This window comes from Bradyrhizobium sp. 14AA, assembly GCF_054185205.1.
The window spans coordinates 259,297-285,932 of sequence record NZ_JAVAYM010000001.1 but is presented as its reverse complement, the minus strand read 5'-3'; the positions used below and the strand labels follow the sequence as shown (position 1 = coordinate 285,932).

At 63.9% G+C, this 26,636-nt stretch carries 26 protein-coding genes; 13 read left to right on the top strand and 13 right to left on the bottom strand.

What is annotated here, in order from left to right:
- Position 1: 1 nt before the first annotated feature.
- Together RAD15_RS01185 and RAD15_RS01180 are read right to left on the bottom strand one after the other, a co-directional pair.
- Positions 2-466, bottom strand: a complete 465-nt coding sequence (locus RAD15_RS01185) for a TerB family tellurite resistance protein (protein ID WP_458173567.1) — start codon at positions 464-466, stop codon at positions 2-4.
- Between the two features lie 355 nt (positions 467-821).
- A complete protein-coding gene (locus tag RAD15_RS01180) occupies positions 822-1,202 on the bottom strand; it encodes a nuclear transport factor 2 family protein (protein ID WP_458173565.1) in 381 nt (126 codons plus the stop codon).
- Positions 1,203-1,337: 135 nt separating this feature from the next.
- On the opposite strand from RAD15_RS01180, the gene RAD15_RS01175 reads away from it, so the two are divergent.
- The 4 genes from RAD15_RS01175 to RAD15_RS01160 all read left to right on the top strand — a co-directional run bounded on the left by RAD15_RS01175 (position 1,338) and on the right by RAD15_RS01160 (position 5,130).
- The gene (locus RAD15_RS01175; protein WP_458173563.1) at positions 1,338-2,165 is read left to right on the top strand and encodes a class II glutamine amidotransferase; all 828 of its coding nucleotides are present in this window, start codon (positions 1,338-1,340) and stop codon (positions 2,163-2,165) included.
- Between the two features lie 22 nt (positions 2,166-2,187).
- Positions 2,188-3,405 carry a carboxylate-amine ligase gene (locus tag RAD15_RS01170; RefSeq protein ID WP_458173561.1) on the top strand — a complete coding sequence of 406 codons (1,218 nt, stop codon included), beginning with the start codon at positions 2,188-2,190 and terminating at the stop codon, positions 3,403-3,405.
- Positions 3,406-3,467: 62 nt separating this feature from the next.
- Positions 3,468-3,653, top strand: coding sequence for a hypothetical protein (locus tag RAD15_RS01165; protein ID WP_458173559.1), 186 nt, complete (start codon positions 3,468-3,470; stop codon positions 3,651-3,653).
- Positions 3,654-3,990: 337 nt separating this feature from the next.
- Positions 3,991-5,130, top strand: a complete 1,140-nt coding sequence (locus RAD15_RS01160) for a hypothetical protein (protein ID WP_458173557.1) — start codon at positions 3,991-3,993, stop codon at positions 5,128-5,130.
- Between the two features lie 219 nt (positions 5,131-5,349).
- On the opposite strand, the gene gor is transcribed toward RAD15_RS01160, so the two are convergent.
- The 3 genes from gor to rpiA all read right to left on the bottom strand — a co-directional run bounded on the left by gor (position 5,350) and on the right by rpiA (position 8,088).
- Positions 5,350-6,738, bottom strand: coding sequence for a glutathione-disulfide reductase (gene gor / locus RAD15_RS01155; protein ID WP_458173555.1), 1,389 nt, complete (start codon positions 6,736-6,738; stop codon positions 5,350-5,352).
- 76 nt (positions 6,739-6,814) lie between these two features.
- Positions 6,815-7,360 carry a DUF2059 domain-containing protein gene (locus tag RAD15_RS01150; protein WP_458173553.1) on the bottom strand — a complete coding sequence of 182 codons (546 nt, stop codon included), beginning with the start codon at positions 7,358-7,360 and terminating at the stop codon, positions 6,815-6,817.
- 2 nt (positions 7,361-7,362) lie between these two features.
- The gene (gene rpiA / locus RAD15_RS01145; protein ID WP_458173551.1) at positions 7,363-8,088 is read right to left on the bottom strand and encodes a ribose-5-phosphate isomerase RpiA; all 726 of its coding nucleotides are present in this window, start codon (positions 8,086-8,088) and stop codon (positions 7,363-7,365) included.
- A gap of 165 nt (positions 8,089-8,253) precedes the next feature.
- Between rpiA and RAD15_RS01140 the strand changes: the two genes are divergently transcribed.
- The 5 genes from RAD15_RS01140 to RAD15_RS01120 all read left to right on the top strand — a co-directional run bounded on the left by RAD15_RS01140 (position 8,254) and on the right by RAD15_RS01120 (position 13,147).
- Positions 8,254-8,928 (top strand): HAD-IA family hydrolase, encoded by a 675-nt coding sequence (locus RAD15_RS01140; RefSeq protein WP_458173549.1) that lies wholly within the window; start codon positions 8,254-8,256, stop codon positions 8,926-8,928.
- A gap of 153 nt (positions 8,929-9,081) precedes the next feature.
- Positions 9,082-9,570, top strand: a complete 489-nt coding sequence (locus RAD15_RS01135) for a hypothetical protein (RefSeq protein WP_458173547.1) — start codon at positions 9,082-9,084, stop codon at positions 9,568-9,570.
- Positions 9,571-9,677: 107 nt separating this feature from the next.
- Positions 9,678-10,712, top strand: coding sequence for a GTP 3',8-cyclase MoaA (gene moaA / locus RAD15_RS01130; RefSeq protein WP_458173545.1), 1,035 nt, complete (start codon positions 9,678-9,680; stop codon positions 10,710-10,712).
- A gap of 171 nt (positions 10,713-10,883) precedes the next feature.
- Positions 10,884-11,465 (top strand): TRAP transporter small permease subunit, encoded by a 582-nt coding sequence (locus RAD15_RS01125; RefSeq protein ID WP_458173543.1) that lies wholly within the window; start codon positions 10,884-10,886, stop codon positions 11,463-11,465.
- A 26-nt stretch (positions 11,466-11,491) separates the two neighbouring features.
- Positions 11,492-13,147, top strand: a complete 1,656-nt coding sequence (locus tag RAD15_RS01120) for a TRAP transporter large permease (RefSeq protein ID WP_458173541.1) — start codon at positions 11,492-11,494, stop codon at positions 13,145-13,147.
- 59 nt (positions 13,148-13,206) lie between these two features.
- Here the strand turns inward: RAD15_RS01120 and RAD15_RS01115 are convergent, their stop codons facing one another.
- The 3 genes from RAD15_RS01115 to RAD15_RS01105 all read right to left on the bottom strand — a co-directional run bounded on the left by RAD15_RS01115 (position 13,207) and on the right by RAD15_RS01105 (position 16,017).
- The gene (locus RAD15_RS01115) at positions 13,207-14,601 is read right to left on the bottom strand and encodes an ATP-binding protein (protein ID WP_458173539.1); all 1,395 of its coding nucleotides are present in this window, start codon (positions 14,599-14,601) and stop codon (positions 13,207-13,209) included.
- A gap of 1 nt (position 14,602) precedes the next feature.
- The gene (locus tag RAD15_RS01110) at positions 14,603-15,277 is read right to left on the bottom strand and encodes a response regulator transcription factor (protein ID WP_458173537.1); all 675 of its coding nucleotides are present in this window, start codon (positions 15,275-15,277) and stop codon (positions 14,603-14,605) included.
- A gap of 176 nt (positions 15,278-15,453) precedes the next feature.
- Entirely contained in the window at positions 15,454-16,017 is a 564-nt protein-coding gene (locus RAD15_RS01105; RefSeq protein ID WP_458173535.1) for a MarR family winged helix-turn-helix transcriptional regulator, read from the bottom strand.
- Between the two features lie 813 nt (positions 16,018-16,830).
- Between RAD15_RS01105 and RAD15_RS01100 the strand changes: the two genes are divergently transcribed.
- Together RAD15_RS01100 and RAD15_RS01095 are read left to right on the top strand one after the other, a co-directional pair.
- Entirely contained in the window at positions 16,831-17,073 is a 243-nt protein-coding gene (locus RAD15_RS01100; RefSeq protein WP_458173533.1) for a hypothetical protein, read from the top strand.
- A 182-nt stretch (positions 17,074-17,255) separates the two neighbouring features.
- Positions 17,256-19,001, top strand: coding sequence for an adenylate/guanylate cyclase domain-containing protein (locus tag RAD15_RS01095; protein WP_458173531.1), 1,746 nt, complete (start codon positions 17,256-17,258; stop codon positions 18,999-19,001).
- Between the two features lie 162 nt (positions 19,002-19,163).
- Here RAD15_RS01095 and RAD15_RS01090 read toward each other — a convergent pair whose 3' ends face one another.
- The 5 genes from RAD15_RS01090 to RAD15_RS01070 form a co-directional block, all read right to left on the bottom strand.
- Positions 19,164-20,252: a TRAP transporter substrate-binding protein gene (locus tag RAD15_RS01090; RefSeq protein WP_458173529.1), complete on the bottom strand. Its 1,089-nt coding sequence runs from the start codon at positions 20,250-20,252 to the stop codon at positions 19,164-19,166.
- A gap of 234 nt (positions 20,253-20,486) precedes the next feature.
- Positions 20,487-20,834 carry a YunG family protein gene (locus RAD15_RS01085; RefSeq protein WP_458173527.1) on the bottom strand — a complete coding sequence of 116 codons (348 nt, stop codon included), beginning with the start codon at positions 20,832-20,834 and terminating at the stop codon, positions 20,487-20,489.
- A 478-nt stretch (positions 20,835-21,312) separates the two neighbouring features.
- The gene (locus tag RAD15_RS01080) at positions 21,313-22,404 is read right to left on the bottom strand and encodes a TRAP transporter substrate-binding protein (protein WP_458173525.1); all 1,092 of its coding nucleotides are present in this window, start codon (positions 22,402-22,404) and stop codon (positions 21,313-21,315) included.
- Positions 22,405-22,619: 215 nt separating this feature from the next.
- Positions 22,620-23,756, bottom strand: coding sequence for an Mrp/NBP35 family ATP-binding protein (locus tag RAD15_RS01075; RefSeq protein WP_458173523.1), 1,137 nt, complete (start codon positions 23,754-23,756; stop codon positions 22,620-22,622).
- 53 nt (positions 23,757-23,809) lie between these two features.
- Entirely contained in the window at positions 23,810-24,247 is a 438-nt protein-coding gene (locus RAD15_RS01070) for a VOC family protein (protein ID WP_458173521.1), read from the bottom strand.
- A gap of 185 nt (positions 24,248-24,432) precedes the next feature.
- On the opposite strand from RAD15_RS01070, the gene RAD15_RS01065 reads away from it, so the two are divergent.
- Complete coding sequence (locus RAD15_RS01065) at positions 24,433-25,305, top strand: NAD(P)-dependent oxidoreductase (RefSeq protein ID WP_458173519.1); 873 nt, start codon at positions 24,433-24,435, stop codon at positions 25,303-25,305.
- 21 nt (positions 25,306-25,326) lie between these two features.
- A complete protein-coding gene (gene nhaD / locus RAD15_RS01060; RefSeq protein ID WP_458173517.1) occupies positions 25,327-26,601 on the top strand; it encodes a sodium:proton antiporter NhaD in 1,275 nt (424 codons plus the stop codon).
- Positions 26,602-26,636: the final 35 nt, after the last annotated feature.

The following is a 26,636-nucleotide window of genomic DNA, read 5'->3' as shown; positions in this document are numbered from 1 at the left end:
CTCACTCCGTTGCACTTGTGCGTTGTTCCGCACGCGAGGCGACCGGCTTTGCGCGCGGCAACACCAGCGTCAGCAGGCGCAACAGCTTGATGGCCTGCACTTCATGCGGATGCACGTCCTCGTCGGCCGCAGCAACGCGCTCCGACAATTCCATCAGATGGGATGACAGCGGCAGATCCGAGACCGGACGCAGCGTGTCGATCACCACATTGGCAAAGTCCGGCTCTTCGAGCCGTTCCGCCAGTTCGTCGAAAATCGCGAACAGCCGGTCGTCGCTCATGTGCGGCGCCAATCCGCGGTCGCGGATGAACCGGATCACCTCGTCGCGCTCGACCGGCGAGACGCGTCGGTCGGCGACAGCGACGAGCGCGCCGGCGATGACCAGCGCCACCGCAGCCTGCTCGTTGAGGCTGGACGGTTCCGTGATGTCGAGTTCAATCGGGTTGGAAGTGGTGGCGTCAGACATCGTTGCTCCTCAATTTGCGAAATGGCCGCACGGAGCTGCGATGGGGACGATTGGGTCGGAGAGAACATCAAAGGGCCCGACGATCGGCCGATCCATCCATTCGCGCGGGACAGGTCATCCGACATCGCGAGGTTTGCCGACATTGTCGGCGTCCTCGCCAGAGGGGCCCGGATTCTTGTTCGCCTCAGAGATAAAGATGGGTCTGTCGGAATCAAGGCGACGAGACTGCGACCAGCCGCCGCATCGGTTCCATGGTGCTGTTGTGGCGAGCGACGCTCATCGTCCCGCATCTTCATCGTCATCCCGGCGATGGTGGAAACGTTGGCGCAATGCTTCAATTCGCATTTACGCGCAACTACCCCGCCCGCTCGACAAGATGCGCGCGTGAGGGCGCCGGATCGAACCGGTCGCCGAAATATTGCGTCTCGTGCGACACCAGGCCGTCGCGGAATTCCATGATGCTCACCACGTAGGACGGCACCCCGTCATAGCTCAGGACGAACTCGCTCACCCAGAGATCGCCGCCGCCGAGAATCCGCCGGACCGTGAAGCGCTTCCTGTTCGGCTGCACGAACCGGCTCTCCTGGATGTTGCTGCGGCCACGGATGCGCTCGCCGGACTGCGGATAGTCGAGCACCGCGTCCTCGCGATAGATGTCGTGCTCGGCCTCGAAATCGTTTGCGTCCGAGGCCTCCCAATGACGCCGGAGCGCCACCAGCTTGCTTGCGTCATCCATCGTGAGCTCCGATCCCCCTTCCCACTTTAGCACCGAAGCCGGTCCTGGTCGCGCTCACGGAACACGCGTCGGGGAACAATGCGGCAGCCGGGACTGTTGGTGCTTCTCACGACCCGCCGCCTCACAGGAACTCCCATGTGCCGCTGGATCGCATACCGGGGCGAGACCACCTCGTTCGAGCCCTACGTCTCCGAGCCCGAGCATTCGCTGATCGCGCAGAGCATCCGTTCGCTTCAGTCGACGGCGGGCTCGAATGGCGACGGCTTTGGTCTCGGCTGGTATGGCGAGCATCCGGAACCAGGCCTTTTCCGTGAGACCCGCCCGGCCTGGTCGGATGAAAACCTGCGCTATCTCTGCCGCCATCTGCGCTCGCATTTGTTCTTCGCTCACGTGCGTGCCGCAACCGGCACGGCGGTGACGCGGCAGAATTGTCATCCCTTTGCCTGCGGCCAGTGGATGTTCATGCACAATGGATTCGTCGGGAGCTGGAATCGCCTGCGGCGAAAGGTCGAGGCGCTGATCCCCGATGCCTATTACCCCTCGCGGCTGGGCACGACCGACTCGGAGGCCGTGTTCCTCGCCATGATGGGGGCGGGCCTCGAGAGCGATCCGCTCGGCGCAACGCAGCGCGTGCTGCAAGCCCTCGTCGACCTCGTCAACGAAGGCCAGCTCCGCGAACGGCTGCGCTTCACCAGTGCGATCGCCAACGGCCGCGATCTCTACGCGTTCCGGATAGCGGTGAACGATGCCGCGAACACGCTCTATTTCCGCGAGGACGGCGGCCAGGTGATCGTCGTGTCCGAACCGTTCGACAAGGAATCGGACTGGACGGAAGTGCCGCCGAATCACGCCCTGATCGCACGCGCGTCCGAAAGCACGAAAATTGTTCCGTTCGATCTTGCAATTTCCGGTGCAGCCGACGCGGAACCCGCCATGGCCAGACGGATTATCGCTCGCAGGTAATTCCTTTGGCTGGGTGGGGACGATGACAGACGTTTTGAAACTGCTGCGACTCGACCCTTCCGAGGACAGGCAACACCTCGTCATTCGCTCCGCCGGCGGAGGCGGCAAGGCGGCCGAATATTCCTTCGGCATCGAGGAGGAATATTTCCTCGCCGATCGCCACAGCCTCGAAGTCGCGATCGAAACGCCCAACGAGCTGTTCGAGTCGGCGAACTGGTCGACCGGCGGCCAGGCCATGCGGGAGATGCTGCAATCCCAGCTCGAAGTCGCCACCAACGTCCATGTCGACGTCAACGACGCGCGCGAAGAGCTGCGCTTCCTGCGCCGCGAGGTCGCGGGCGTCGCCGCGCAGTACGGTTTCGTCATCATGGCCTGCGGCACGCATCCGACTGCGGTGTGGCGGATGTCGCAGCCGAGCCCGAAGCCGCGCTACGAGGAGATGATCGAGGATCTGCGCAGCATCGGCCATCGCAACATGATGTGCGGCATGCATGTTCACGTTCAATTGCCCGATCCCGAGAAGCGCATGGCGGTGATGCGGGCGATGCTGCCGCATCTGCCGCTGTTCATCGCGCTCTCGGCGTCCTCCCCGTTCTGGAATTCGCACAAGACCGGGCTGAAGGGTTACCGGCTCGCCGCCTATTCCGAGCTGCCGCGCACGGGTCTGCCGGAATTGTTCGAAAGCCGGCACGATTACGACGACTATGTCGGCGCCCTGCAGCGCTCCGGCGTGATTCCCGACGAGAGTCACATCTGGTGGGCGATGCGCCCCTCCTTGAAGCACCCCACGCTGGAGCTCCGCGCGCCCGATACATGCACCTTCGTCGACGACGCCGTGGCCATCGCCTCGCTCTATCGCTGCCTGACACGGCATCTCTATCGGCGCCCTCATCTGTCGAAGGAGGTCACGGCGGTCGAACGCGCGATCGCGGTCGAGAACAAATGGCGCGCCCAGCGCTACGGCACCGATTGCATCTTCGCTTCCAAGGACGGGCCCGTCACGATCTCCGAGCTGCTCGCCCGCGTGATCGACGACGTGGCCGAGGACGCAGCCGCGCTGAATTGCACCGCCGAGGTCGAGCACTGCCGGACCATCGTGGAACGCGGCAGCTCCGCCGAATTCCAGCTTCGCGCCTATCGCGAGAATGCGGAAGACATCGGGGCGGTCTCGCGCTGGATCGCAGCCTCGACGATCTCGGGCACGAGCGCGCCGATCGGAAGCGTTCGTGCGCCCTCATAGCGCCCGCGCAAGCTTGGTCGACGAAAATGCCGGTCCTGAATTCGCTGATCCCGGAGGAAAGCATGAATCGCGTCACGTCCTGCGCCGGCTGCGGCCACGGACTCATTCCGATGCTTTCGGCCAAAGGTCACGCGGAGCTCAGCTGCCTCTGGTGCGAACTCATCGACGCGCGGGCGGTGGAGATGGCGAAGTGGGCGGACAGCCCGTCCGGCAAGCCCGAGCGGACCGCCCGCCGGTCGTTCGAATGAGCGGCTTCGGACACCTGGTCGGCCTTTGCTGATCCGCGCGGCTGCACGTCCGCGCCCGGGCTTGCCGACAAATTAGACAGCACACGTCACTTCAGCGCAATTGCCGGCTCGGCGAAGAGAGCTGGGAAGGCCGGTGAAGCGTGTCATCTAACCTCCGGTGCAATCTCGATTTTTCTTCGTGCCGCTTGGGGCCGAGAGGTTGCGTGCCGCGCTGCACCTCAACTGGCCCAAAATTCGCAAGACGGCATCAGGCCTGATTCCCTGCCCTCCCACCGAGTGGAGCAGCAAGACGCGCGCGCCCAGCTCCGGGTTGAATGGCCTAGAAGCGGAGAATGCCATGAACGTGCATGCTGCGGGCGACCTCAAATTCACCGGCCTCACCCGCCCGAACGGTTCACCCCTTCGCCTCAATGATCAGGACTTCGTCGCGATCGATCGCGACCGCAACGCGAAGTTCGAGGCAACGTACCGGCCGCAAGCCCTCTACAACCGCGCCAACGAAGGCTTCCACGCCAACAACGAAACCTTCCTCCTGCACGAAGTCGCGACCAATTTGCCGATCTACCGCCCGGACACCGGCCCCACCGATTTCCATCTTCATCTGCCGCCCGGCGGCTTTCAGCTCGTGCTGGTGACCTCGGGCGCCTTCACCTTCGACTATGACGGGCGCTTCTACAATGTCGGCCCGGGCGCGGTGATGCTGCAAAGCGCGATCGTCCATCGCCAGCTCTTCTACACATGGTCGGGACTGTCGACCGAAGAGAATTTGAAGACGCCGCAGACCGTGGTGCCCGACCCGATCTCCATGGGCTATTCGGGGAAATTCCTCGAAGCCTTCATCACCGATCCCACGACCTTTCCGAACCCGACCATCGTCGGTCCGGACCAGATCGACGAGGCCGAGACGCCGCGTGTCGCCTGGAGCCACTCCCTGCACAATCGTCCGGCGGATGCGGGCTTCTGGCTTCAGGATCCGCTGGCGCTGGGTGCGCTGTACAAGCCGCTCACCGACGGCGCGGTCAAATCGGCGATGCCGGTTTACCTGCGCGATATCGGTATCGAGGCTCCGAGCGGCCATCTCGTCACCGGCCACATCATCGCAACCGACCCGCGCGGCCAGTCGCTGCTGCCGAAGAGCACCTCGGCCGCAGCCGATGGCACCTGTCTTGCCAAGGGCGAGGTTGCGATCTACCGCGTCATTCGCGGCACCGCCGAATTCAAGAACAAGGCCGGCGACACTTTTGAACTTGCTGCTGGTGACGTCGTGACGGCGGGCAAGAGCTCGATCAGCCTCATTGGCCTCGGCGAGAACACCCAGGTCCTCCGGCTCGGCCTTCTCAAGGGCATGAACGATCTGCGCGGCTGGACGGCGACGCAGCGCGACGAGATCGACGGCCTCGCCGGCCAGATCATCACGCACAAGGACATCCGCCCCCTGCGCACCGAAGGCAACCCGGTTGGGTATTTGTACGGTTAGGCGGTTTACAGCTAGGCGCCCGAGGTTTCTTCCTTCTCCCCTTGTGGGAGAAGGTGGCGCGAAGCGCCGGATGAGGGGTTCTCTCCGCTCGATACACCATTCGTGAGGAAAGATACCCCTCACCCGGCTTCGCCGTTCCGCGAAGCCCCCCTCCCCCACAAGGGGGGAGGGTTAGCACGCACCAATTAAGAACCGAACATCGTCCGGCAGACGACAATCCTACTCCGCCGCCTGACGCACGTGGCGCGCGGTCGGCGTGCGCATGGTGACGAGCTCTTCGGCCGCGGTCGGATGCAGCGCGATGGTCGCGTCGAAATCGGCCTTGGTCGCCTTCATCTTCACCGCGATCGCCACGGCTTGCGTGATCTCGGCGGCGGCATCGCCGACGATGTGGCAGCCGAGCACGCGGTCGGTCGAACCGTCGACGACGAGCTTCATCAGCACGCGGGTGTCGCGGCCGGACATCGTCGCCTTGATCGGGCGGAACGTCGCCTTGTAGATGTCGACGTGGCTGAATTGCGCGCGCGCCTCGGTTTCCGTCAGACCAACCGTGCCGACCTCCGGCTGCGAGAACACCGCCGTCGGGATGTTGGCGTGGTCGACCCTCACCTCGCGCTTGCCGAACACGGTATCGGCGAAGGCATGGCCCTCGCGGATCGCGACCGGCGTCAGGTTGAAGCGATGGGTGACGTCGCCGATCGCATAGATGCTGTCGACTGAGCTCTTCGAGAAATGATCGACCGCGATGCCGCCATTCTTCGGATTGATGGCGACGCCGGCGTTCTCCAGACCGAGATTGGCAACCGCCGGATGGCGGCCGATCGCGAACATCACCTGGTCCGAGGCGATGCTCGAGCCGTTCGACAGATGCGTGGTGAACTCCTCGCCGTGGCGATCGACCTTGGCCACCGTGCAGCCGGTGAGGATGGTGATGCCCTGCTTCTCCATCTCGGCGCGGACGTGGGCGCGGACGTCCTCATCAAAACCGCGAAGGATGTTGTCGCCGCGATAGATCACGGTGACGTCGGAGCCGAAGCCGGCGAAGATGCCGGCGAATTCCAATGCGATATAGCCGCCGCCCTGGATCACGATCCGCTTCGGCAGCTTCTTGAGATGAAACGCCTCGTTGGAGGAGATCACGTGCTCGATGCCCGGGATCGAGGCGCCGTGGTTGGGCGCGCCGCCGGTGGCGATCAGAATGTATTTTGCGGTGATCTTCCGGTCGTTCTCGAGCAGGCGGACGGTGTGCTTGTCTTCGATCACCGCGCGGCTCTTGACGACCTGCGCGCCCGACTTCTCGACATTGGCGGTGTAGGCCGCCTCCAGCCGCGCGATCTCCTTGTCCTTGTTGGCGATCAATGTCGCCCAGTCGAAACTCGCGGGCGGAATGGTCCAACCGAAGCCGGCGGCGTCCTCGAGCTCGTGGCGGACATGCGAGCCGATCACGAACAGCTTCTTCGGCACGCAGCCGCGGATCACGCAGGTGCCGCCCATGCGGTACTCTTCCGCGATCATCACGCGGGCGCCGTAACCGGCCGCGATGCGGGCGGCACGCACGCCGCCCGACCCACCACCGATGACGAAGAGGTCGACGTCGAATTCAGCCATTGTCCACTCCGACCTCTTGAATGACAGCCTAAAGCGCGACGACGCGCTTTAGGGGGTGCTGATCAGATAGTATCGATCAGATCTCCTTGCCACGCTTGCGCATCTCGGCGCGGAAGGCACCCATCACGGTCTCGGCGAAGTTCTGGGCCCAGGAGTTCATGAAGGCCATGCTGAGCCCGATGGCGCGCGGCTCGGCGTCGATCAGCTTCTTGCCCAGCGGCGACCTGTAGAAGGTGACGAGATCCTTCAGCTCCTGCTCGGTGAACTCGCTGGCATAGATCTGCGCCATGCCTTCGCCGATCTCGTTCTGGCGGCCGTTGAGCTGCTGGGCGACGATCTGGGCAACCTCGTTGAGGTCCTTCTGGTAGTTGAGGTTCTGCTGGGTCAGCGCGATCTTGGTCTTCTCGACGAGACCCGGCACGGCGCCGGCATACATCGCGGTGGCGTTCTTGATCTGCAAGATTTCCTTGGCCGCTGCAATCGCCGCCGGCGAAGCCTTGGGCTGAGCCGGCTGGGCCGGCGCCGCAGCCTTGGGCGCTGCCGGCTGCTGCGCGATGGCCGGAGCGGCCGAAAGCGCCACAGCGATAGCCGCGGCCGGCAAGAATTTCAAAACACTCGTCATTCCTAGTCTCCTTTCGGCTTACGCCGTTCAATCACGCGAATTCCCTCGCCGCCCGCCAGAACGGCCGAGCTGGCCAAGCCGATGAACAACCCATGCTCGACCACGCCCGGGATCACGCTCAACGCCTTGGCGAGGCTGGGCGGATCCACGATACGTCCGAGCTGGGCATCGAGGATCCAGTGGCCGCCATCGGTGACGAAAACGTGGCCGTCCTTGTCCCCACCCTTGGCCTTGCGGACCGCCATTTGCCCGGAAACGCCGCAGTCCGCAAACGCCTTCTCGATCGCCCGGCGTGTCGCGCCAAGCCCGAACGGGATGACCTCGATCGGCAGCGGAAAACGGCCGAGCGTCGGCACCCATTTGGTGTCGTCGGCAATCACGATCATGCGGTCGGATGCGGCCGCCACGATCTTCTCGCGCAGCAACGCCCCGCCACCGCCCTTGATCAGGTTGAGCTCGGGATCGATCTCGTCGGCACCGTCGATCGTGATGTCGAGATGATCGACCTCGTCCAGCGTGGTCAGCGGCACGCCGCAGCGCTCCGCGTCAGCGCGCGTCGCTTCCGAGGTCGGTACGCCGATCACCTTGAGCCCGGCGGCGACGCGCTCGCCGAGCAGCTCGACGAAATGCTTGGCGGTTGATCCGGTGCCGAGCCCGAGCTGCATGCCGTCGCGCACCTCCTCGAGGGCGCGCGCCGCAGCCTGCCGCTTCAACTGGTCCATGTTCACGTTTGCACCCGCCTCTGAATCAAGAGTGTGCCGCCCTGATGGCCGCTCGCGGCGGCCTATGTAGCCTCGTTTTCCTCGCGGGAACAGGCCTCTGGGCCGATCTTATAAGGTGAACTTATGGCTTCGGCCCTTGCGCCGATCCGGCCGGCCCGATAGCGCTGGACCATGACCTCCCCCTACACCCTCGTCTTCGATCTCGACGGCACGCTTGTGGATACGGCGCCCGACCTGATCACCGCGCTGAATCACGTGCTCGACCGCGAAGGGCTGCCGCCCGTGCCGATGGCCTCGGCCCGCAACATGATCGGCGCCGGCGCCCGCAAGCTGATCGAGCGGGGGCTGGAGGCCGAGGGCCGCAGCGTGACGCCCGCCGACATGGACCGGATGACGGCGGATTTCATCGCCTATTACGCCGACCATATCGCGGTCGAATCCCGCCCCTTCGAGGGGCTCGAGGCCGCGCTCGACCATTTTGCCGCGCAGGGTCATCGCCTCGCGGTCTGCACCAACAAGCTGGAATGGCTGTCCAAGCGCCTCCTGGACCAGCTCGACCTGAGCCGCCGTTTCGCGGCGATCTGCGGCGCGGACACTTTTGGCGTCCAGAAGCCGGACCCGACCATCTTCCGGGAGACGGTGGCGCGCGCCGGCGGTGAGGTGAAAGCCAGCATCATGGTCGGCGATGCCGGAACCGATGTCGGGGTGGCCCGGCGGGCCGGGGTGCCCGTGATCGGGGTGAGCTTCGGCTATACGGACGTGCCGATCGCCGAGCTGAAGCCGGACCGGCTGATCCATCACATGCGTGACCTGCCGGATGCAGCCCACAGCCTGATGACGACCTAGGCGCTCTCAAGGCACTGACATAGCTCGGTTATTCCGCGGAACCCTGCATTAACCATCTATTATCTATGCGCAGCCCGCCGGTTGCCTGCCCTAAACGACACTCCTAAGGTCCGCCTGGGTGTGGCGGTTCGTCGCAGTAGATGTGGGTGGTTCATGCGTCGTGTCATCGCGATTGCGCTCGCGGGAGCGAGCATCCTGGGGGCAACAAGTCTTGGCGGCTGCTCCTCGATGTCTTGGGACGTTTTCAAATCAGCCCCGCCGACCGTCCAGGTTCGCCTCGAATCCAATCCGCCGGGCGCCGACGCCAGCACCTCGCTCGGGCCGGGATGCAAGACCCCCTGCTCCGTCTCGGTTCCCGCCCCCGACGCGCCCTTCACGGTCGCTTTCGCGCTGCCAAAATACCAGCCGGCGAGCGTGCCAGTGAACGTGATCAGGAACCCCGGCGATTTCACCACGCCCGCCTCGGTCGTCACCGACCCGAATCCAGTGTTTGCGGAGCTTCAGCCGGCGGCCCCGCCGAAGCCCGTCCGCAAGCCGCACCGGCCGAAGAAGCCGAAACCTGCGGCGGCCGCCGCTGCTCCGGCTGAAGCCGCACCGGCCGCAGGCTCTCCGTTCCCCGATCCCAATGCCGGGAAGCGTTGACCTACGTATCCAACCCGATTGTCCTAGCCGCATCCGATGCTTAGATTGCTTCTACGGCGCCGCTGAAGCAAAGTGCGCCCGTCGCCGTAAGTGACAAGGCATTTGCTATGAACGGATCTTCTGCGAATCCCCGCACCGCGCTGTCGAGCGCGATGACTGATCCGTTCGGGCGGACCATCAGCTATCTGCGCGTCTCCGTCACCGACCGCTGTGACCTGCGCTGCTTCTATTGCATGTCGGAAGACATGACGTTCCTGCCCAAGGCGGATCTGCTGACGCTCGAGGAACTCGACCGGCTCTGCTCGGCCTTCATTGCCAAGGGCGTGAAGAAGCTGCGGCTCACCGGTGGCGAGCCGCTGGTCCGCCGCAACGTGATGACGCTGGTGCGCTCGCTGTCGCGGCATCTTTCGAGCGGCGCCCTGAACGAGCTGACGCTGACCACCAACGGCACCCAGCTTGCGAAATATGCGCAGGAGCTCGCCGATTGCGGCGTCCGCCGCATCAACGTCTCGCTCGACACGCTCGATCCCAGGAAGTTTCGCGAGATCACCCGCTGGGGCGAGATCGACAAGGTGCTGGAAGGCATCGAGGCCGCGCGCGCCGCAGGCCTCGCCGTCAAGATCAACGCCGTGGCCCTGAAGAACCTCAACGAGGACGAGCTGCCCGAACTGATGCGCTGGGCCCATGGCAAGGGCATGGGCCTGACCCTGATCGAGGTCATGCCGATGGGCGAGATCGGCGCAGGCCGGATCGACCAATATCTGCCGCTGTCGCTGGTGCGCGCGCGCCTTGCCCAGCAGTTCACCATGACGGACCTCGCCGAGAGCACCGGCGGGCCAGCCCGCTATGTCAGCGTCGCCGAGACCGGCGGCAAGCTCGGCTTCATCACGCCGATGACCCATAATTTCTGCGAATCCTGCAACCGGGTGCGCATTACCTGCACCGGAACGCTGCACACCTGCCTCGGCCACGAGGATGCTTCCGACCTGCGCAAACCACTGCGTGCATCGAGCGAGGATGTGCTGCTTGCGGATACGATCGACCGCGCCATCGGGCTGAAGCCCAAGGGCCACGATTTCATCATCGACCGCCGCCACGACCGCCCCAGCGTCTCCAGGCACATGAGCGTCACCGGCGGCTAGAATCGGCACGGCTGCGGCCTTATTCCCCTTAACTATCAACAAACTTCCAATTGACTGAGGGCACGCCCGCTGGTTTGGTGCGGCTGCCTCATGCCTGCGCGGCGAGACAAGCCAAGCGCCAGATCGGTGCAGTCAAGACGGCCGGGGCACCAATCGGGGGAGGACCTATCGTTGCAAGCGCTCCTAAAGCTGAGCCAGGGGATTGACGCGTTCACGCGCTGGACGGGCAAGCGTTTGGCATGGCTGATCGTGCTCGCCGTCATCATCTCGGCGGTCAATGCGATCGTCCGCAAGACGTTCGACACGTCCTCCAATTCGTGGCTGGAGCTGCAATGGGTGCTCTTCAGCATGGTCTTCCTGCTCTGCTCGCCCTGGACGCTGCTGGACAACGAGCACATCCGCATCGACATCGTGAACAACGCGCTGCCGAAGACGGCCCGCAACGTGATCGACGTGATCGGTCACCTGTTCTTCCTCATGCCGCTCTGCATCGTCATGATCATCACCGGAGTGCCGTTCTTCCTGCGCTCCTTCCAGATCAACGAGCAGTCCGGCAACGCCGGCGGTCTGCCGCAATGGCCCGCCAAATCCCTGATCATGATCGGGTTCGCTTTCCTGCTCGTCCAAGGCGTCTCCGAGCTCATCAAGCGAATTGCGGTCATGCGCGGATTGATTCCGGACCCGCATGAATCCCAGGTGTCGGCGCTGGAAGCGGAAGTCGAGCACCTCGTCGAAGCGATCGAGAAGAAATAGCCGTTGGCGACGGTTTAGGGGGAATCATGACCGCGTTTATTATCGCCAATCTGGCGCCCATCATGTTCGCGTCGCTGGTCGTCATGCTGCTGCTCGGCTATCCCGCGGCATTCTCGCTCGGCGCCGTCGGCCTGTTCTATGCCGTGGTCGGCATCCAGCTCGGCGAGTTCCGCCCTGACTTCCTCCAGGCTCTTCCGGAGCGGGTCTACGGCGTGATGAACAACGACACGCTGCTCGCCATTCCCTTCTTCACCTTCATGGGACTGGTGCTGGAGCGGTCAGGCATGGCCGAGGACCTGCTCGACACCATCGGCCAATTGTTCGGAACCATCCGCGGCGGCCTTGCCTACGCGGTAATCTTCGTCGGCGCGCTGCTTGCCGCGACGACGGGCGTGGTCGCGGCTTCCGTGATCTCGATGGGGCTGATTTCGCTGCCCATCATGCTGCGCTACGGCTATGACCGCCGCGTGGCAGCCGGCGTCATCGCCGCCTCCGGCACGCTCGCGCAGATCATTCCGCCCTCGCTCGTCCTGATCGTGATGGCCGACCAGCTCGGAAAGTCGGTCGGCGACATGTACGAGGGCGCCTTCATCCCGGGCCTCGTGCTCGCAGGCCTCTACGCCGCCTACGCATTCCTCGTCAGCATCGTCTTCCCGAAAGCCGCGCCCGGCCTGCCGAAGGAAGCCATCGGTTTCCGCGAGGAGGATGGCAGCCGCGGCCTCGGCTCGCTCGGTCTGCTCTTCATCGCCAGCTGCGTGTTCGGCTGGTTCATGATGCGCAACTCCGAAACGCACGGTGCCGATTTCGTCGTGCTCAGCATGTTCAACGGCATCATTTTCGCGTTCGTCGTCGCCGTTCTGAACTGGGTGATCCATAAGTTCACGGGCTTCCGTTTCCTCTCGAAGATGGCCCAGCAGACCACCTTCGTCATGGTGCCGCCGCTGTTCCTGATCTTCCTGGTGCTGGGCACGATCTTCATCGGTATCGCGACCCCGACCGAAGGCGGAGCCATGGGCGCCGCCGGCGCCCTCATCCTCGGTGCCGCGAAGCGGCGGCTGAGCTGGGACCTGATCCGGCAGGCCACCGAATCGACCGCCAAGCTGTCGGCCTTCGTCGTGTTCATCCTGGTCGGCGCCCGCGTGTTCTCGCTCACCTTCTACGGCGTCAACGGGCACGTCTGGGTCGAGCATCTGCTCACCTCCCTGCCCGGCGGCCAGGTCGGCTTCCTGATCTTCGTCAACGCCTTCGTCTTCGTGCTGGCCTTCTTCCTCGACTTCTTCGAGCTGGCCTTCATCGTGATTCCGCTGCTCGGACCTGCCGCCGAGCACCTCGGCATCGACCTGATCTGGTTCGGCGTCATTCTCGGCGTCAACATGCAGACCTCGTTCATGCATCCGCCGTTCGGCTTCGCGTTGTTCTATCTCCGGTCGGTCGCGCCGAAAGACCGATACACCGATCGCGTCACCGGCAAGCGAATGGATCCCGTCACCACGGGCCAGATCTATTGGGGTGCGGTGCCATTCGTCGTCATCCAGGTCATCATGGTCGGTCTGGTGATCGCGTTCCCGTCGATGGTCATGCACTACAAGGGCGTGCAGTCGAACATCGATCCCAACACGATCAAGATCGAGGTGCCGCAGATCGAGCTGCCGCCGCTGGATCTCGGCCCGCCGCAGAAGTAGCGGCAAACGCCAGCACCGGTGCCCTCTTCCCTTCTCCCCTTGCGGGAGAAGGTGCAGAGTCAGTGCCGCGCCATCTTCGACTCCACGTCGCCGGCCTTCTCCGCCAGCCGGAACCGCAGCGTGAACTCTGCGCCGCCGCCGGGAAGATTCTCCACCGCGACCGTTGCAGCATGATCGTCCGCCACCCCGCGCACGATCGAGAGCCCGAGGCCCGCGCCGTCGCTGCGCTGACGGTCGGCGCGCCAGAAGCGCTGGAAGATCAGCTCGCGCTCGGCTTCCGCGATTCCCGGACCGCAATCGCGCACGCGCACCGAGCCGTCTTCGCCCACCTCGACGTCGACCGAGGTGTCCTTCGCGGTGAACTTGATGGCGTTTTCGGCGAGGTTGAAGATCGCGCGCTGCAGCATCTCGGAATTGCCGTGGATCAGCACCGGCGCGTCAGTGCCCCTGAGCGCGATGTCCTTGTGCTGCGCGATGGCGAACGGGGCGATCGAGCCGACCACCTCGGCACAGACGGCGCGCAGATCGGCGGTCTCGCCGGGATCGAGCACCAGCGTGTCGAGCTCGGCGATCTCCAGGAGCTGGGCAACGATGCGGCTCATGGCTTCGATGTCGGCATGCAGCGCCTCCCTTGCACCACCGTCGCCGAGCGTCTCGATCCGAGTGCGCAGGATCGCGAGCGGCGTGCGCAATTGATGCGCGGCGTCGGCGGTGAACTGCCGCTGCACCCGAAAGCCGTCCTCGAGCCGATCGAGCGCCTGGTTCACCGCGGTGACGAGCGGCATGATCTCGCGCGGGATCTGCTCCGTCGGCAGGCGGATATGGGTGCGCGCCGGGCCGATATTGCTGGCCTCCTCCGAGGCCTTCCACAGCGGTGCGATCGCGCGACGGAAGATGATGATGTCGATGGCGAGCAGGATGAAGAGGATCGGGATGGTGATCCATCCCACCCGCCGGAAGAAATTCGAGACGATGTCGTCGATGATGACGTCGCGATGCGCAAGGTCCTCGGCAACGCGAATGCGTATCACCTTGCCGTCGATGGTGCGGGTGACGCCGGCGCCGGAAATCGTCTCGGAGAGTGGCGGCGCCGCTGCTGCACTGCCCGTCCTGCGGCGCGACGAAAACAGCAGGCGGCCGTCGGCATCGCGAATGTCGTAGAGGTAGCGGCCATAGGCTTCCGAGTAGAGGCCCTTGAGGCTGTCGGGCAGATTGAACGTCAACGTGCCGTCCACCTGCGGGACGATCCGCTCGGCCAGCACCTCGGCCTGCGCGCGCATGGCGTCGCGGTGCAACTGATCGATCTCGGAATTGAGCAGCCAGAACAGCACCAGCGGCAGGAAGATCGCGACCACCGCGACCGCCACGATGTGCAGGAACACGATGCGCCAGATCAGCGATTTGAATGTCGGCGATCGCGCATAGATCCCGGCGTAGGATCCCGACCGGCCCACGCTACTTCTCCTCGGCTATGAGGTAGCCGACGCCGCGGATGGTGTGGATCACGACCTTGGCGCCGTGCTCGGCGAGCTGCTTGCGCAGCCGCGAGACGTAGACCTCGACCGCGTTGGAGGCGACCTCGCCTTCGAGCCCGAAGATGTGGTCCTCGACGTTCTTCTTCGGCACCACCCGCCCCTGCCGGCGCAGCAGGATCTCCAGCACCGAGGTCTCGCGCGCGGAGATGATCCGCGGCTGGTCGTCGACGAAGATCTGGCGGCTCTCGGTGTCGTAGACGAGGTTGGCGAGGCGCAGCGAGCGGCCGAGCAACTGCCCCGGCCGGCGCAGGATCGCCTCCAGCCGCGCCACCAGTTCCTCCATCGCGAACGGTTTTGCGAGATAGTCGTCGGCGCCGCTGCGCAGGCCGTTGACGCGATCCTGCAAACCGCCGCGCGCGGTCAGCACCAGCACCGGAAGCGGTTCCATCTGGCGGCGCAGCTCGCGCAGCACCGACAGGCCATCGCCGTCGGGCAGGCCCAGGTCGAGGATCATCGCGGCATAACTAACGCTGCTCACCGCCTCGCGCGCCTCGGCCGCACTGCTCACGATGTCGCTCTCATAGCCCGCCGCCGACAGCCCGCTGGCCACGAGCCGCGACAGCTCCGCATTGTCCTCGACGATCAGAAGGCGCATCGATATCCCGGCATCACCGCACGGCTGGCGCCGCATCTGCGCTCTTTTCCAGCATTCCGGGGGCCGCGGCCAGCGAAAAAGCACCGGGCGAACTGATCACATGTCAGGTTCGTGTAAGCCAATCAGGTATGCACGCGGAAGGCGGGACGGTGGAGGCTCGCAAGCCGCTGGCCAGTCTAGCTCCGCCCCTCGAAATAGGCGCACAGCAAGGTCGTATCCTTTTGGGCCAGGGATTTCCGAAAGAGCCGGCACTTGAAATGATGGCCCTTCCCTTCGCCGCTCTCGATCAGGAACATGCATTCACTGCAAACGTCGGCATGGTGACTGTGCTTGGCAACATCAACACCACCCAGGACGCGGCGGAGCGTATCGCGCAGCTGAGATCGATCGGTGACATCGAGTGCCACGAGCTGATCCCGCAGGGCGTTGATCGGATCGCGCTCCAGGAACCTTTCGCCTTCACCTGTAATGCAGAGCGCGATCGAGCGCTTGTCTTCTGCAGACGGCTTGCGGACCATCAAGCCCTTGCTCTGCAGCACGGCGGCAATCTGCGTTGCAGCGCTGCGGGTCGTGCCCAGAAAGCTGGCGAGAGCAGTCGGCGTCCGCGAAAATCTGTTTGCGCGGGCGAGAAAGCGCAAGGCCATCCATTCCCGATCACTCAGACCCGCAAGACTCCCTTCAAAAAGCCAAGTGTCGGCCGATTGCACCAACAGTTGTATGATTTCAATTGCCATTCTCATCGATAAGTCCCCACGGGAAACGGCCGCCCTGGAATCCCGGTCTGGGATCGAGAGCCGTGTTCGTTGCTTGCATTCCCGTCGGGACTGGTTGAGTCCGGTATACCGTACCGTAAAGTCGGATCAGCGGCGATCTCACGCCGCCGCAACTTCAGCCCGATTGCCGGATTCCGATAGCCTGATCGTTCCGTAAAAGGAACACCGAAGAACTACGTACCGATCAGGTCGAGATGGCTGACACGAGATTTCGCGGGCCGAACCAATCCGGCTCATCGAACGACCGGGCAGCAATCTCGCAAGCTCACGCGCAACCGTCTTCAGCCTGATGACAACGCTCGTGCAGGCGGTCGTTTTTCATTTCAACACCGTGCCGGCCTGGCCTGGGCCCACTTTCCGGCGCTCCGCGCATTGCCTCCGTCCCCCGAACCGATCGGCGAGGTCGAGTTTCGCGCAATCACGCTGCCCCGGACGCAGAACCGTGTCGTATCAGGTGACAAGCGGCCATTGATCGTCATCGCGCATGGCTACGGCGAAGACTTCGCAGACACGACAACGCGCTGAGGCGCTCGCGGATAGCGGGGTTATCGCCGCACTCAATCACCCGGTCGACGCGGCGATGTTCATTCCAGTTTCATCCATGAACGTCGTCTATTGGCCCGAACGGGCACGACGGCTCAGGGCCATGTCGGCCTCCCAGCTTGGGTCCCCTTCGAATGCTCGGCTGATCTGATCCACATCAGTGGCCCGCGAGGACTCGTTTGCTAATCTGGCAGATATAGGCAAATTACTGCCCAAAAGACGGGAGGGACGAGCTTCATGAGCAGGCCGGTCAAGACTGAAGGCGAACTGATCGCAATGGCGAGGGCCGAGTTGAAGGTTCACGCCGACTGTCCCGATGGGATGGCGATTTCGATCGTCCGCGATGGCGACTCCTGGGAGTTTCGCGCCAGTGCCGATCAGGCCACGTCCGATCGCCCCGGCTACCCCGAATGTGTCGCCATGCTGGTCCAGATCGGCGATCACCTCAGCAAACAGTATGACGTCGGAACTGCGAAGTGATGCTGCATCGCCCTCGGGCTCGAATGACGGTGCCGCCACCAACTGACAGATCAGGCGACGGTTGGCTGGATAAATTCGGCTAATCCGCATGCCGTCGCGCGGCATGGTGTTATTGGTGGGGTTCCAAATCTCCCGCCTGAGGTTTAACCTGCTACATTGAGCCCAAATCAGCGGGAGTAGCGGTGGTTACGGCGCGCGTTGAGAGACGGTTAGCGGCGGTGTTGGCAGCGGACGTTGCCGGTTATTCGCGGTTGATGGGCGCTGACGAAGTCGGCACGCTCGAAGCCCTCAAGGCCATCCGCCGCGAAGTCGTTGATCCGGCCGTTGCGGGGCACAAGGGCAGGATCGTCAAGACAACTGGCGACGGCCTCTTGGTCGAGTTTGCAAGCGCAGTCGAAGCGGTGACCTGCGCCATGGCTATTCAAGAGAAGATGGCCGACCGCGAAGGACAGATTGCCTTTCGCATTGGCATCAACATCGGGGACATTATCAGCGACGAAAACGACATCTTTGGTGATGGCGTCAATGTGGCCGCACGCGTTGAGAACGAATGTTCGCCGGGGGGCGTGTGTTTGTCGGGAAGTGCATTCGAACAAGTTAGTGGAAAAACGAAATTCGAGTTCGACGATTTGGGCGAACGATCGCTGAAGAACATTGATCGGGTGGTTCGACTGTATGGAGTGAGGTCCGGTAACGCGCCCAAGGCAACGATTTCCGACAGCAATCGACCGCTGCCGCTACCCGACAAACCTTCAATCGCCGTTCTACCGTTTCAGAATATGTCAGGTGACCCTGAGCAAGAATACTTCGCTGATGGCATGGTGGAAGACATTATCACCGCGCTATCCCGCTTCAAATGGCTGTTCGTGATCGCCCGCAATTCGACCTTCACGTACAAAGGGCGGTCCGTTGACATCCGGCAGGTTGGACGGGAACTGGGCGTTCGTTACGTGCTGGAAGGCAGCGTGCGGCGGGCAAGCGACCGGGTACGGATCACGGCACAGCTCATTGACGCCGAGACCAGGGCCCATATTTGGGCGGATCGCTACGACCGCGCCGTCGACGACATCTTTGCCTTGCAGGACGAAATTACCGTAAGCACTGTCGCCGCGATCGAGCCCAGCCTGCGTCAAGCCGAAATTGAACGAGCGAAGCGCAAACGGCCCGAAAATCTCGACGCCTACGATCTTGTGCTCCGTGCGACGCCTCTGGTGGATACCGGGATGCCGGAGGGCGCGTCCCAGGCAGTGGCACTCCTTGAGCGCGCGCTTCGGCTTGAGCCGAACTACGCGCTCGCTCACGGCCAGACGGCATTTTGCAATGAAATATTGTATCTTCGGGCGGGAAGACGAGAAGACAATCGCACGGCCGCGATACGGCATGCGCATACTGCAGTGGCGCTTGGCCCCGACGATGCCCCGGCACTTGTCTACGCTGCAATCGCGATCGGCCTTGTCGAACACAACCGTTTCCTGGCTCTGGAAACATTCGACGCCGCCCTTGCAATCTCTCCATCGGCAGCGTGGGCATATTCGTGGGGCGCGTTGATTTTGGGCTGGGGAGGCGAAGCCGAGCGTGCCATCGAATGGGGCGAGCGGGGTATCCGGCTTAGTCCGCTCGATCCGTGGATCACGGCGGCGCTGCATGGCATTTGCATGGGTCATTTTCTTCGCGGGCGCTATGAAGATGCTGCGGCGGCAGCGCAACGGGCCATTCGTAGCAAACCGGGTTTCAGCGTCTCGCACATGTTTCTGGCAGCGGCGTTTGCTAAACTCGGACGAATGGAAGATGCCAACGCGGCTGCCCAGCGCGTCCTGCAGCTTCAACCCAACTTCAGCAGCAATGGCCAGTGCTCCGCCATCGGTTGCGCGCCGGTACTCGCAACACCTCTTATCGAAGCGATGCGCGCTTCAGGTCTTCCTGAATAATCGACATCGCCACTTCAGTGCCGATGTCGCGTCGGCTTTTTCTCCCGCACTTTCTCGCATTCATTGTCATCGCTGACACGATAGCCGGCGCGGCAGGCGACGCAATCGCAGCAGCGCCCCGGAGCCTTCACCCCGGGGCGCTGTATGCGAGAGACGACGCGATCAGCTCTGCGAGCGCCGTGCCATGAAGATGTCGTAGCCGACCTCGGCGACCTGGAACCAAGCGTAGCCGTCGCTCGTGAACTTGGCGAGGGAGTCGTGGACCTTCTTGAAGTTGGCGTTGGTCGCGCCGACTTCCGCATGCAGCTCCTTGGCGGCCTTGTAGCAGGCATCCATGATCGGCGGCGAGAAGGCGTGCAGCTTGGTGCCGGCCGCGAGCAACTTCTTCAGCGCCAGCGGGTTGGCGGTGTCGTAGCGCGCCATCATGTAGTTGTTGGCATAGTGGCCGGCCTGCTCCAGCACGCTCTGGTAATATTTCGGCAGCGCATTCCATTTGTCGAGATTGACGAAGGCCAGCAGCATCGGCCCGCCTTCCCACCAGCCGGGATAGTAGTAATGCGGCGCGATCTTGTAGAAGCCGAGCTTCTCGTCGTCATAGGGGCCGACCCATTCGGCGGCGTCGATCGTGCCCTTCTCCAGCGCCGGATAGATGTCGCCGCCGGCGAGCTGCTGCGGCACCACGCCGAGTTTCTGGAGCACGCGGCCGGTGAAGCCGCCGATGCGGAATTTCATCCCCTTGAGATCGTCGGGCGTGTTGACCTCTTTCCTGAACCAGCCACCCATCTGGCAGCCGGTGTTGCCCGCGAGCAGCGAGACGACGTTGTAGCTCTTGTAGAACTCGTTGAGAACTTCGCGCCCGCCGCCCTGCATGTACCAGGCCTGGTTGATGCGCATGTTGGGACCGAACGGCACGGCCGAGCCGAAGGTGAAGGTCGGGTCCTTGCCGAAATAATAATAGGATGCGGTGTGGCCGATCTCGCAGGTGCCGTTCTGCACGGCGTCGAGCACCTGAAGGCCCGGCACGATCTCGCCCGCGGCAAAGATCTGAATCTGGAATTTGTTGTCGGTCGCCTCCGCGACCATCTTGCACATCATCTCGGCGCCGCCAAACAGCGTGTCGAGCGATTTCGGCCAGCTGGTCGGCATGCGCCATTTGATTTCCGGCATCGACTGCGCGATCGCGGGAGCCGAGAGCGTGGCGGCGCCGGCCGCACCAAGCCCTGTGACCTTGATGAAGTCTCTTCTTTTCATGATTTCCTGCCCTGATGGATCGTGATTGTGGGGCCTTCTTGCCGAGGCTTGGTGCCAGCATGACCGAAGGGCCGGCCGAAAGCCATCCCGATCGCACTGCGGCAAAGAAAAAGCCCGGCCTCGCGCACGAGGCCGGGCTTCCCACCCGCTGCAAGCCGACGCCCGCGCCGTAGTGGCAGGAATGCGTGTTGGGGGAGCAGCCTGCCCCGCGGCTACGAGCCGCTCATGGACGCCCTAACCTGACTCAGTACGGCGCTGAAAAGCAGCCCTCAGTTCAGCCAGCTGGCCGTTTGTTGCGCCCTGCACCGCATCGGCCCGATTTGTTGGCAGGTCCACGTAAGCGATCGGCTGATCGAACTGGCTCGCTGTGAAGTCATAGCGCCGGCCCCCGATCCGATTGTAAAAATGGTCGCCGGCCGGCAGCGGCGTCTTCAGCAGGTCGCCGCCGAAGAGTTCGTGGATCAGCAGCGAGGTGACGTTGCATTGCCCCGCCGCGGGATTATTCGCGGTCCATTGGCTGGATGTCGACGACGACCATGCCTTGCGCAGCGCGCGTTGAACCTCATCGGGATCGAAGCGCATCGTCACTCCAGGATCAACGCGGCAGCATCAATTCGGATTTTTCGACATTGCCGTTATGCCACTGTTTTGCCCGACGTGTCAAACGGCGGCGCTGGTTTCAAATCTATCCACTCGTCATTGCGAGCGCAGCGAAGCAATCCAGAATCTTTCCGCGGAGGGGCTCTGGATTGCTTCGCTAGCTCGCAATGATGACGAGGAAGCAGACGCGCGCAAAACGCCAACGCAGTCCAGAGCGAGCGGATCGGTCGATTTCGTCCCGTCGGCCTCGGCCGGGCGATCACGACCTCATCCCGCCGTTTTGCCTAGACGCTGTTGGCGGCATTCACGGCGCAAACGCGCCCTCACCCGTTTCTACTGTGCATGGGGTTGTTTTTCATATTTTTGATGTGACCACCCCCCAAGCGAGCCTGCGGCAAAGAAAAAGCCCGGCCTCGCGAGCGAGGCCGGGCCTTTCGGTCTTGCGACCCCAAGCCGTAGATCAGCCGCGGGTGCGCGAGCGGATCATGAAGCTGTCGTAGGTGTATTCGGCGACCTGCCACCACAGATATTCGTCGGAGCGGTAGGCCTGCATGGCGTCGATCGACTTCTTGAAGTCGGCGTTCTTGCCTGAGATCTCCGCCCACAGCTCGTTGGTCGCCTTGAGGCAGGCTTCCAGCACCTCGTTGGTGAACGGACGAAGCTGGGTGCCGCCGGCAACCAGACGCTTCAGCGCCGCCGGGTTCTGCATGTCGTAGCGCGCGGCCATCCAGCTGTTGGCATTGGCGGTCGCGTTGGTGAGGATCGCCTGGTAACTCTTCGGCAGCGAATTCCACTTGTCCAGGTTGGTGAAGGCATGGACGGTCGGACCGCCCTCCCAGAAGCCCGGATAGTAATAGTACTTGGCGACCTTAGCGAAGCCGAGCTTCTCGTCATCGTAGGGGCCGACCCACTCGGCCGCGTCGATGGTGCCCTTTTCCAGCGCCGGATAGATGTCGCCGCCAGCGAGCTGCTGCGGCACCACGCCGACCTTCTGGAGCACCTGGCCGGCGATGCCGCCGATGCGCATCTTGAGACCGGAGAGGTCTGCAACGGTCTTGATCTCCTTGCGGAACCAGCCGCCCATCTGGGTGCCGGTGTTGCCGCAGGGGAAACCGATCACGTTCGACTTCTTGAAGAACTCGTTGGCGAGCTCGTTGCCGCCGCCCTGATAGAGCCACGAATTCTGCTGGCGCGCATTGAGGCCGAACGGCACTGAGGCGAAGATCGCGAAGGTTGGGTCCTTGCCGACATAATAGTAGGAGACGGTGTGACACATCTCGACCGTGCCGCTCGAGGTCGCGTCGAGTGCCTGCAGACCGGGGACGATTTCGCCGGCCGCGAACACCTGGATCTGGAATTTGTTGTCGGTCATCTCGGCGACGTACTTCGCCACCTGCTCGGCACCGCCATAGATGGTGTCAAGTGACTTCGGGAAGCTCGAAGTCAGGCGCCACTTGATCTCGGGCGAGGACTGCGCGATCGCCGGCGAGGCCACCGCGGCGGTTGCCGCTGCGCCTGCTGCCGACACTTTCAGAAAATCACGACGCTTCATCTTCAGGTCTCTCCTTGCTGGGGCGTTTCCCCTAACCTTCTCTTTTGCCGCCGCTCATTCCGGCGACGCGTCAAGGCCGCGTCGAACCGAAGGGGCATGACTGCCGTGGCCTTTAACACGGAAGGCCCCGTTGCGGAACGCGACATTGGAATGACGGGGCGCTACAAAAGTCGCATGTCCCCAGGGAACGTGGAGGCGCGGCCGCACCGGCCGGATCAGGCCGCGGCGATGACGCCCTTGAGCTGGTCCCGGACCTGCCCCGCGATGGCGCGGTAGATCGCCGCATGAGGGCCGTCCGGCTCGCTGTCGACGACGGGATTGCCGGCGTCCGAGGTGGCGCGAATCGCCATGTGCAGCGGGATCTCGCCCAAGAACGGCACTCCGAGTTTCTCGGCCTCGTGCCGCGCCCCGCCATGGCCGAAAATGTCCGATTTCGTGCCGCAATGCGGGCACTGGAAATAGCTCATGTTCTCGACGATGCCGAGCACGGGCACATTGACCTTCCTGAACATGGCAAGTCCCCGTCGGGCGTCGATCAGGGACAGGTCCTGCGGGGTCGAGACGATCACGGCGCCCTTCAGCGGCACGTTCTGGGCCAGCGTGAGCTGGGCATCGCCGGTGCCCGGCGGCATGTCGACGACGAGCACGTCGAGGCTACCCCATTCGACGTCGCGCAGCATCTGCGTCACCGCCGACATCACCATGGGACCGCGCCAGATCATCGCGGTCTCCTCCTCCACCAGGAAGCCGATCGACATGATGGCGAGGCCGAAGCGCCGGAGCGGAATCATCTTGCGCTCGGCGTTCAGCTCCGGCTTGTCGTGCAGGCCCGTCAGGCGCGGCACCGAGGGGCCGTAGATGTCGGCATCGAGCAGCCCGACCTTGAGGCCGAGGTCGCGCAGGCCGAGCGCCAGGTTGAGCGCGGTGGTCGACTTGCCGACGCCGCCCTTGCCGGAGGCGACCGCGATCACGGCGGCGACGCCTGGAATCTCCGACTGCCGCGCCATCGGCGACCCGCCGCCCTGCGGCGGCTTGTGAGCATGGACCGGCTGCACGCCCGGCGTGCCGCGGCTGGGCTGCGGGGGTGGCGGCGGCGCGGAGCCCGGCTTGCGCTCGGCGGTCAGTGCCACCATCACGGTGGTGACACCGGGAATGGCGCGCACCGCGGCCTCGGCTTCGCCCCGGATGGACTCCCAGGCCCGCGCCTCGGCGGCATCGACATTGATCGAGAAGAACACCTTGCCGTCGGAGGCGCTGATCGCGCTCAGCACATTGGCATTGGTGAGCGCGACCCCGCGGGGCGATTTGATCCGGGCGAGGCTGTCGAGAACCTGTTGCTGCGTCACGCTCAAAGCGCATCTCCTGAAGTTCAAGATGCCCCATTAGAGCGGAAACGCCCAAAAGGCTACTGCCTGCCGATATCGTCAGCCATCTCGGCGGGCGCGGCTCCCTGCTCCAGGGCCGCCTCGTAGTTCAGCTCGATCATGACCCCGTTGGGGTCGTGGACGAAGATCTGCCAGAGGTCGCCGCCGGGCACCTGGCGGGAGTCGAACTTCATCCCCTTGGACGCCAGCCGCTGCTTCATGCCGTCAAACCCGCGGCTGACGAAAGCGACATGGTGGACAACGCCGGAATCCGGCTTTTGTGGCTCGGCGGTCGGCGAAATATCGACGAGGTGCACCACCGCCTTGCCCTCGCTGTACATCCAGGCGCCGGGGAACGCGAAATTCGGCCGGGCGCCTTTTTCCAGGCCCAGCACGTCCTCGTAGAAGCGGACCGTCTCGGCCAGATTCCGGGTCCGGATGTTGAAATGATCGAGGACGCCAACGCTCACGCCTCCCATGCTTTTGCTCCCTTGTTTTGAAGTCCTTGAGGTCCGCCATCCTAGCACAGGGGACCGCCAAACGAACCCGTTGCCCTCCGGCCTCAAGAGTTTATGGTGCGCCTCCAATCCGCCCCCATGCGGAACCTGGGCGCCTCCCGCCCGGCAATAACCGTAAAACCCGAACTACGGACAAGGTACCACACATGGCTAAAGTCGCTTTCCTCGGTCTCGGCGTCATGGGCTTCCCCATGGCCGGACACCTCGTGAAAAAAGGGGGCCATGAGGTCACCGTCTACAACCGCACCGCGGCCAAGGCGAAGGAATGGGCGGACAAGTTCGGCGGCAAGACCGCAGCGACCCCGAAGGCCGCCGCAGAGGGCCAGGATTTCGTGATGTGCTGCGTCGGCAACGACAACGATCTGCGCGCGGTCACGATCGGCCCCGACGGCGCGTTCGCCGGCATGAAGAAGGGCGCGACCTTCGTCGACCACACCACCGCCTCCGCCGAGGTCGCGCGTGAGCTGGACGCCGCCGCCACCAAGGCCGGCTTCAAGTTCATCGACGCCCCGGTCTCCGGCGGCCAGGCCGGCGCCGAGAACGGCGTGCTGACGGTGATGTGCGGCGGCGCTGAGGACGCCTATGCCGGCGCCGAGCCGATCATCTCAGGTGCCTATGCGCGGATGTGCAAGCTGCTCGGGCCCGCCGGAAGCGGCCAGCTGACCAAGATGGTCAACCAGATCTGCATCGCCGGCCTCGTGCAGGGCCTCTCCGAGGGCATCCACTTCGCCAAGAAGAGCGGCCTCGACGTTCCCGCGGTGATCGAGACCATCTCCAAGGGGGCCGCGCAGTCGTGGCAGATGGAGAACCGCTACAAGACCATGAACGAGGACAAGTACGATTTCGGCTTCGCGGTCGAATGGATGCGCAAGGACCTCTCGATCGCGATCGCCGAAGCCCGCCGCAACGGTGCCAATTTGCCGGTGACCGCGCTGGTCGATCAGTTCTACGCCGAGGTCGAGAAGATGGGCGGCAAGCGCTGGGATACGTCCAGCCTGCTCGCACGCCTCAATCGCTGACACCAGCCGTCTGTTACCGCCTTGTTGATCGCGATCGCCGCCATCTTCGTCCTCGCCTATGCGGCGATCGCGCTCGAGCACCCGCTTCGCGTCAACAAGAGCGCCTCCGCGCTGCTCGGCGCGGGGCTGCTGTGGACCATCTACGCGGTCGCCACGGGCGACCCCACGCTGGTCGGCCGCCAGCTCGACGAATCCGTCGCCTCCACCGCGCAGATCGTGTTCTTCCTGATCGGCGCCATGACCATCGTCGAGGTGATCGACGCCCATGACGGCTTCGAGGTCATCACCTCCCTGATCCGCACCACGAGCCAAGTCGCCCTGATCTGGCTGGTCGGCTTCGTCACGTTCTTCCTGAGCGCGATCCTCGACAACCTCACCACCACGATCGTGATGATCTCGCTGATCCAGAAGCTGGTCGGCGCCCGCGACGACCGCCTGGTGTTCGCCGCCATCATCGTGATCGCCGCCAATGCCGGCGGTGCCTGGACCGTGATCGGCGACGTCACCACGACGATGCTGTGGATCGGCGGACAGATCTCGCCGCTGAGCATCATGACCTCGGTGTTTGCGGCATCCCTCGTCAACCTCCTGGTGCCGCTCGCGGTGATCAGCCATTCGCGGCGGGGCAAGACCATCGCGCCGCCGCGCAAGGAGGACCGCGATGCCGTCGCCCGGTTCGAGCGCAACCTGATGTTCTATCTCGGGCTCGGCACGCTGATCGCGGTGCCCGCGTTCAAGGCGGTCACGCATCTGGCGCCGTTCATGGGCATCCTGTTCGGGCTTGGCCTGCTCTGGCTGGTCGGCGAGATCGTGCATCGCCACAAGGACGAGCACGTGCGCCATCCCCTCACGCTGGTGCACGCGCTGGCACGGATCGACATGAGCTCGATCGTGTTCTTCGTCGGCATCCTGCTCGCTGTCGCCTGCCTCGCACACGCCGGCCTGCTCTCCTTGCTGGCCAAATGGCTCGATGCCACGCTCGGCCGCCAGGACATCATCGTCGTCGTGCTCGGGCTGCTCAGCGCCGTCATCGACAACGTGCCGCTGGTCGCCGCCACCATGGGAATGTACGACCTCGCCCACTATCCGCCGGACAGCTTCATCTGGGAGTTCATCGCCTATTGCGCCGGCACCGGCGGCTCGATCCTGATCATCGGTTCGGCCGCGGGTGTTGCCGCCATGGGGCTCGAACGCATCGAGTTCCTCTGGTACGCCCGCCGCATCGCGCCTCCGGCGCTGGCGGGCTATCTGGCGGGAGCTGCGGTCTACGTCGCCCAGTACGCGGCGCTGCATTGACGGGGCCCGGACGGCATCCAAAATTAACGCCGGGT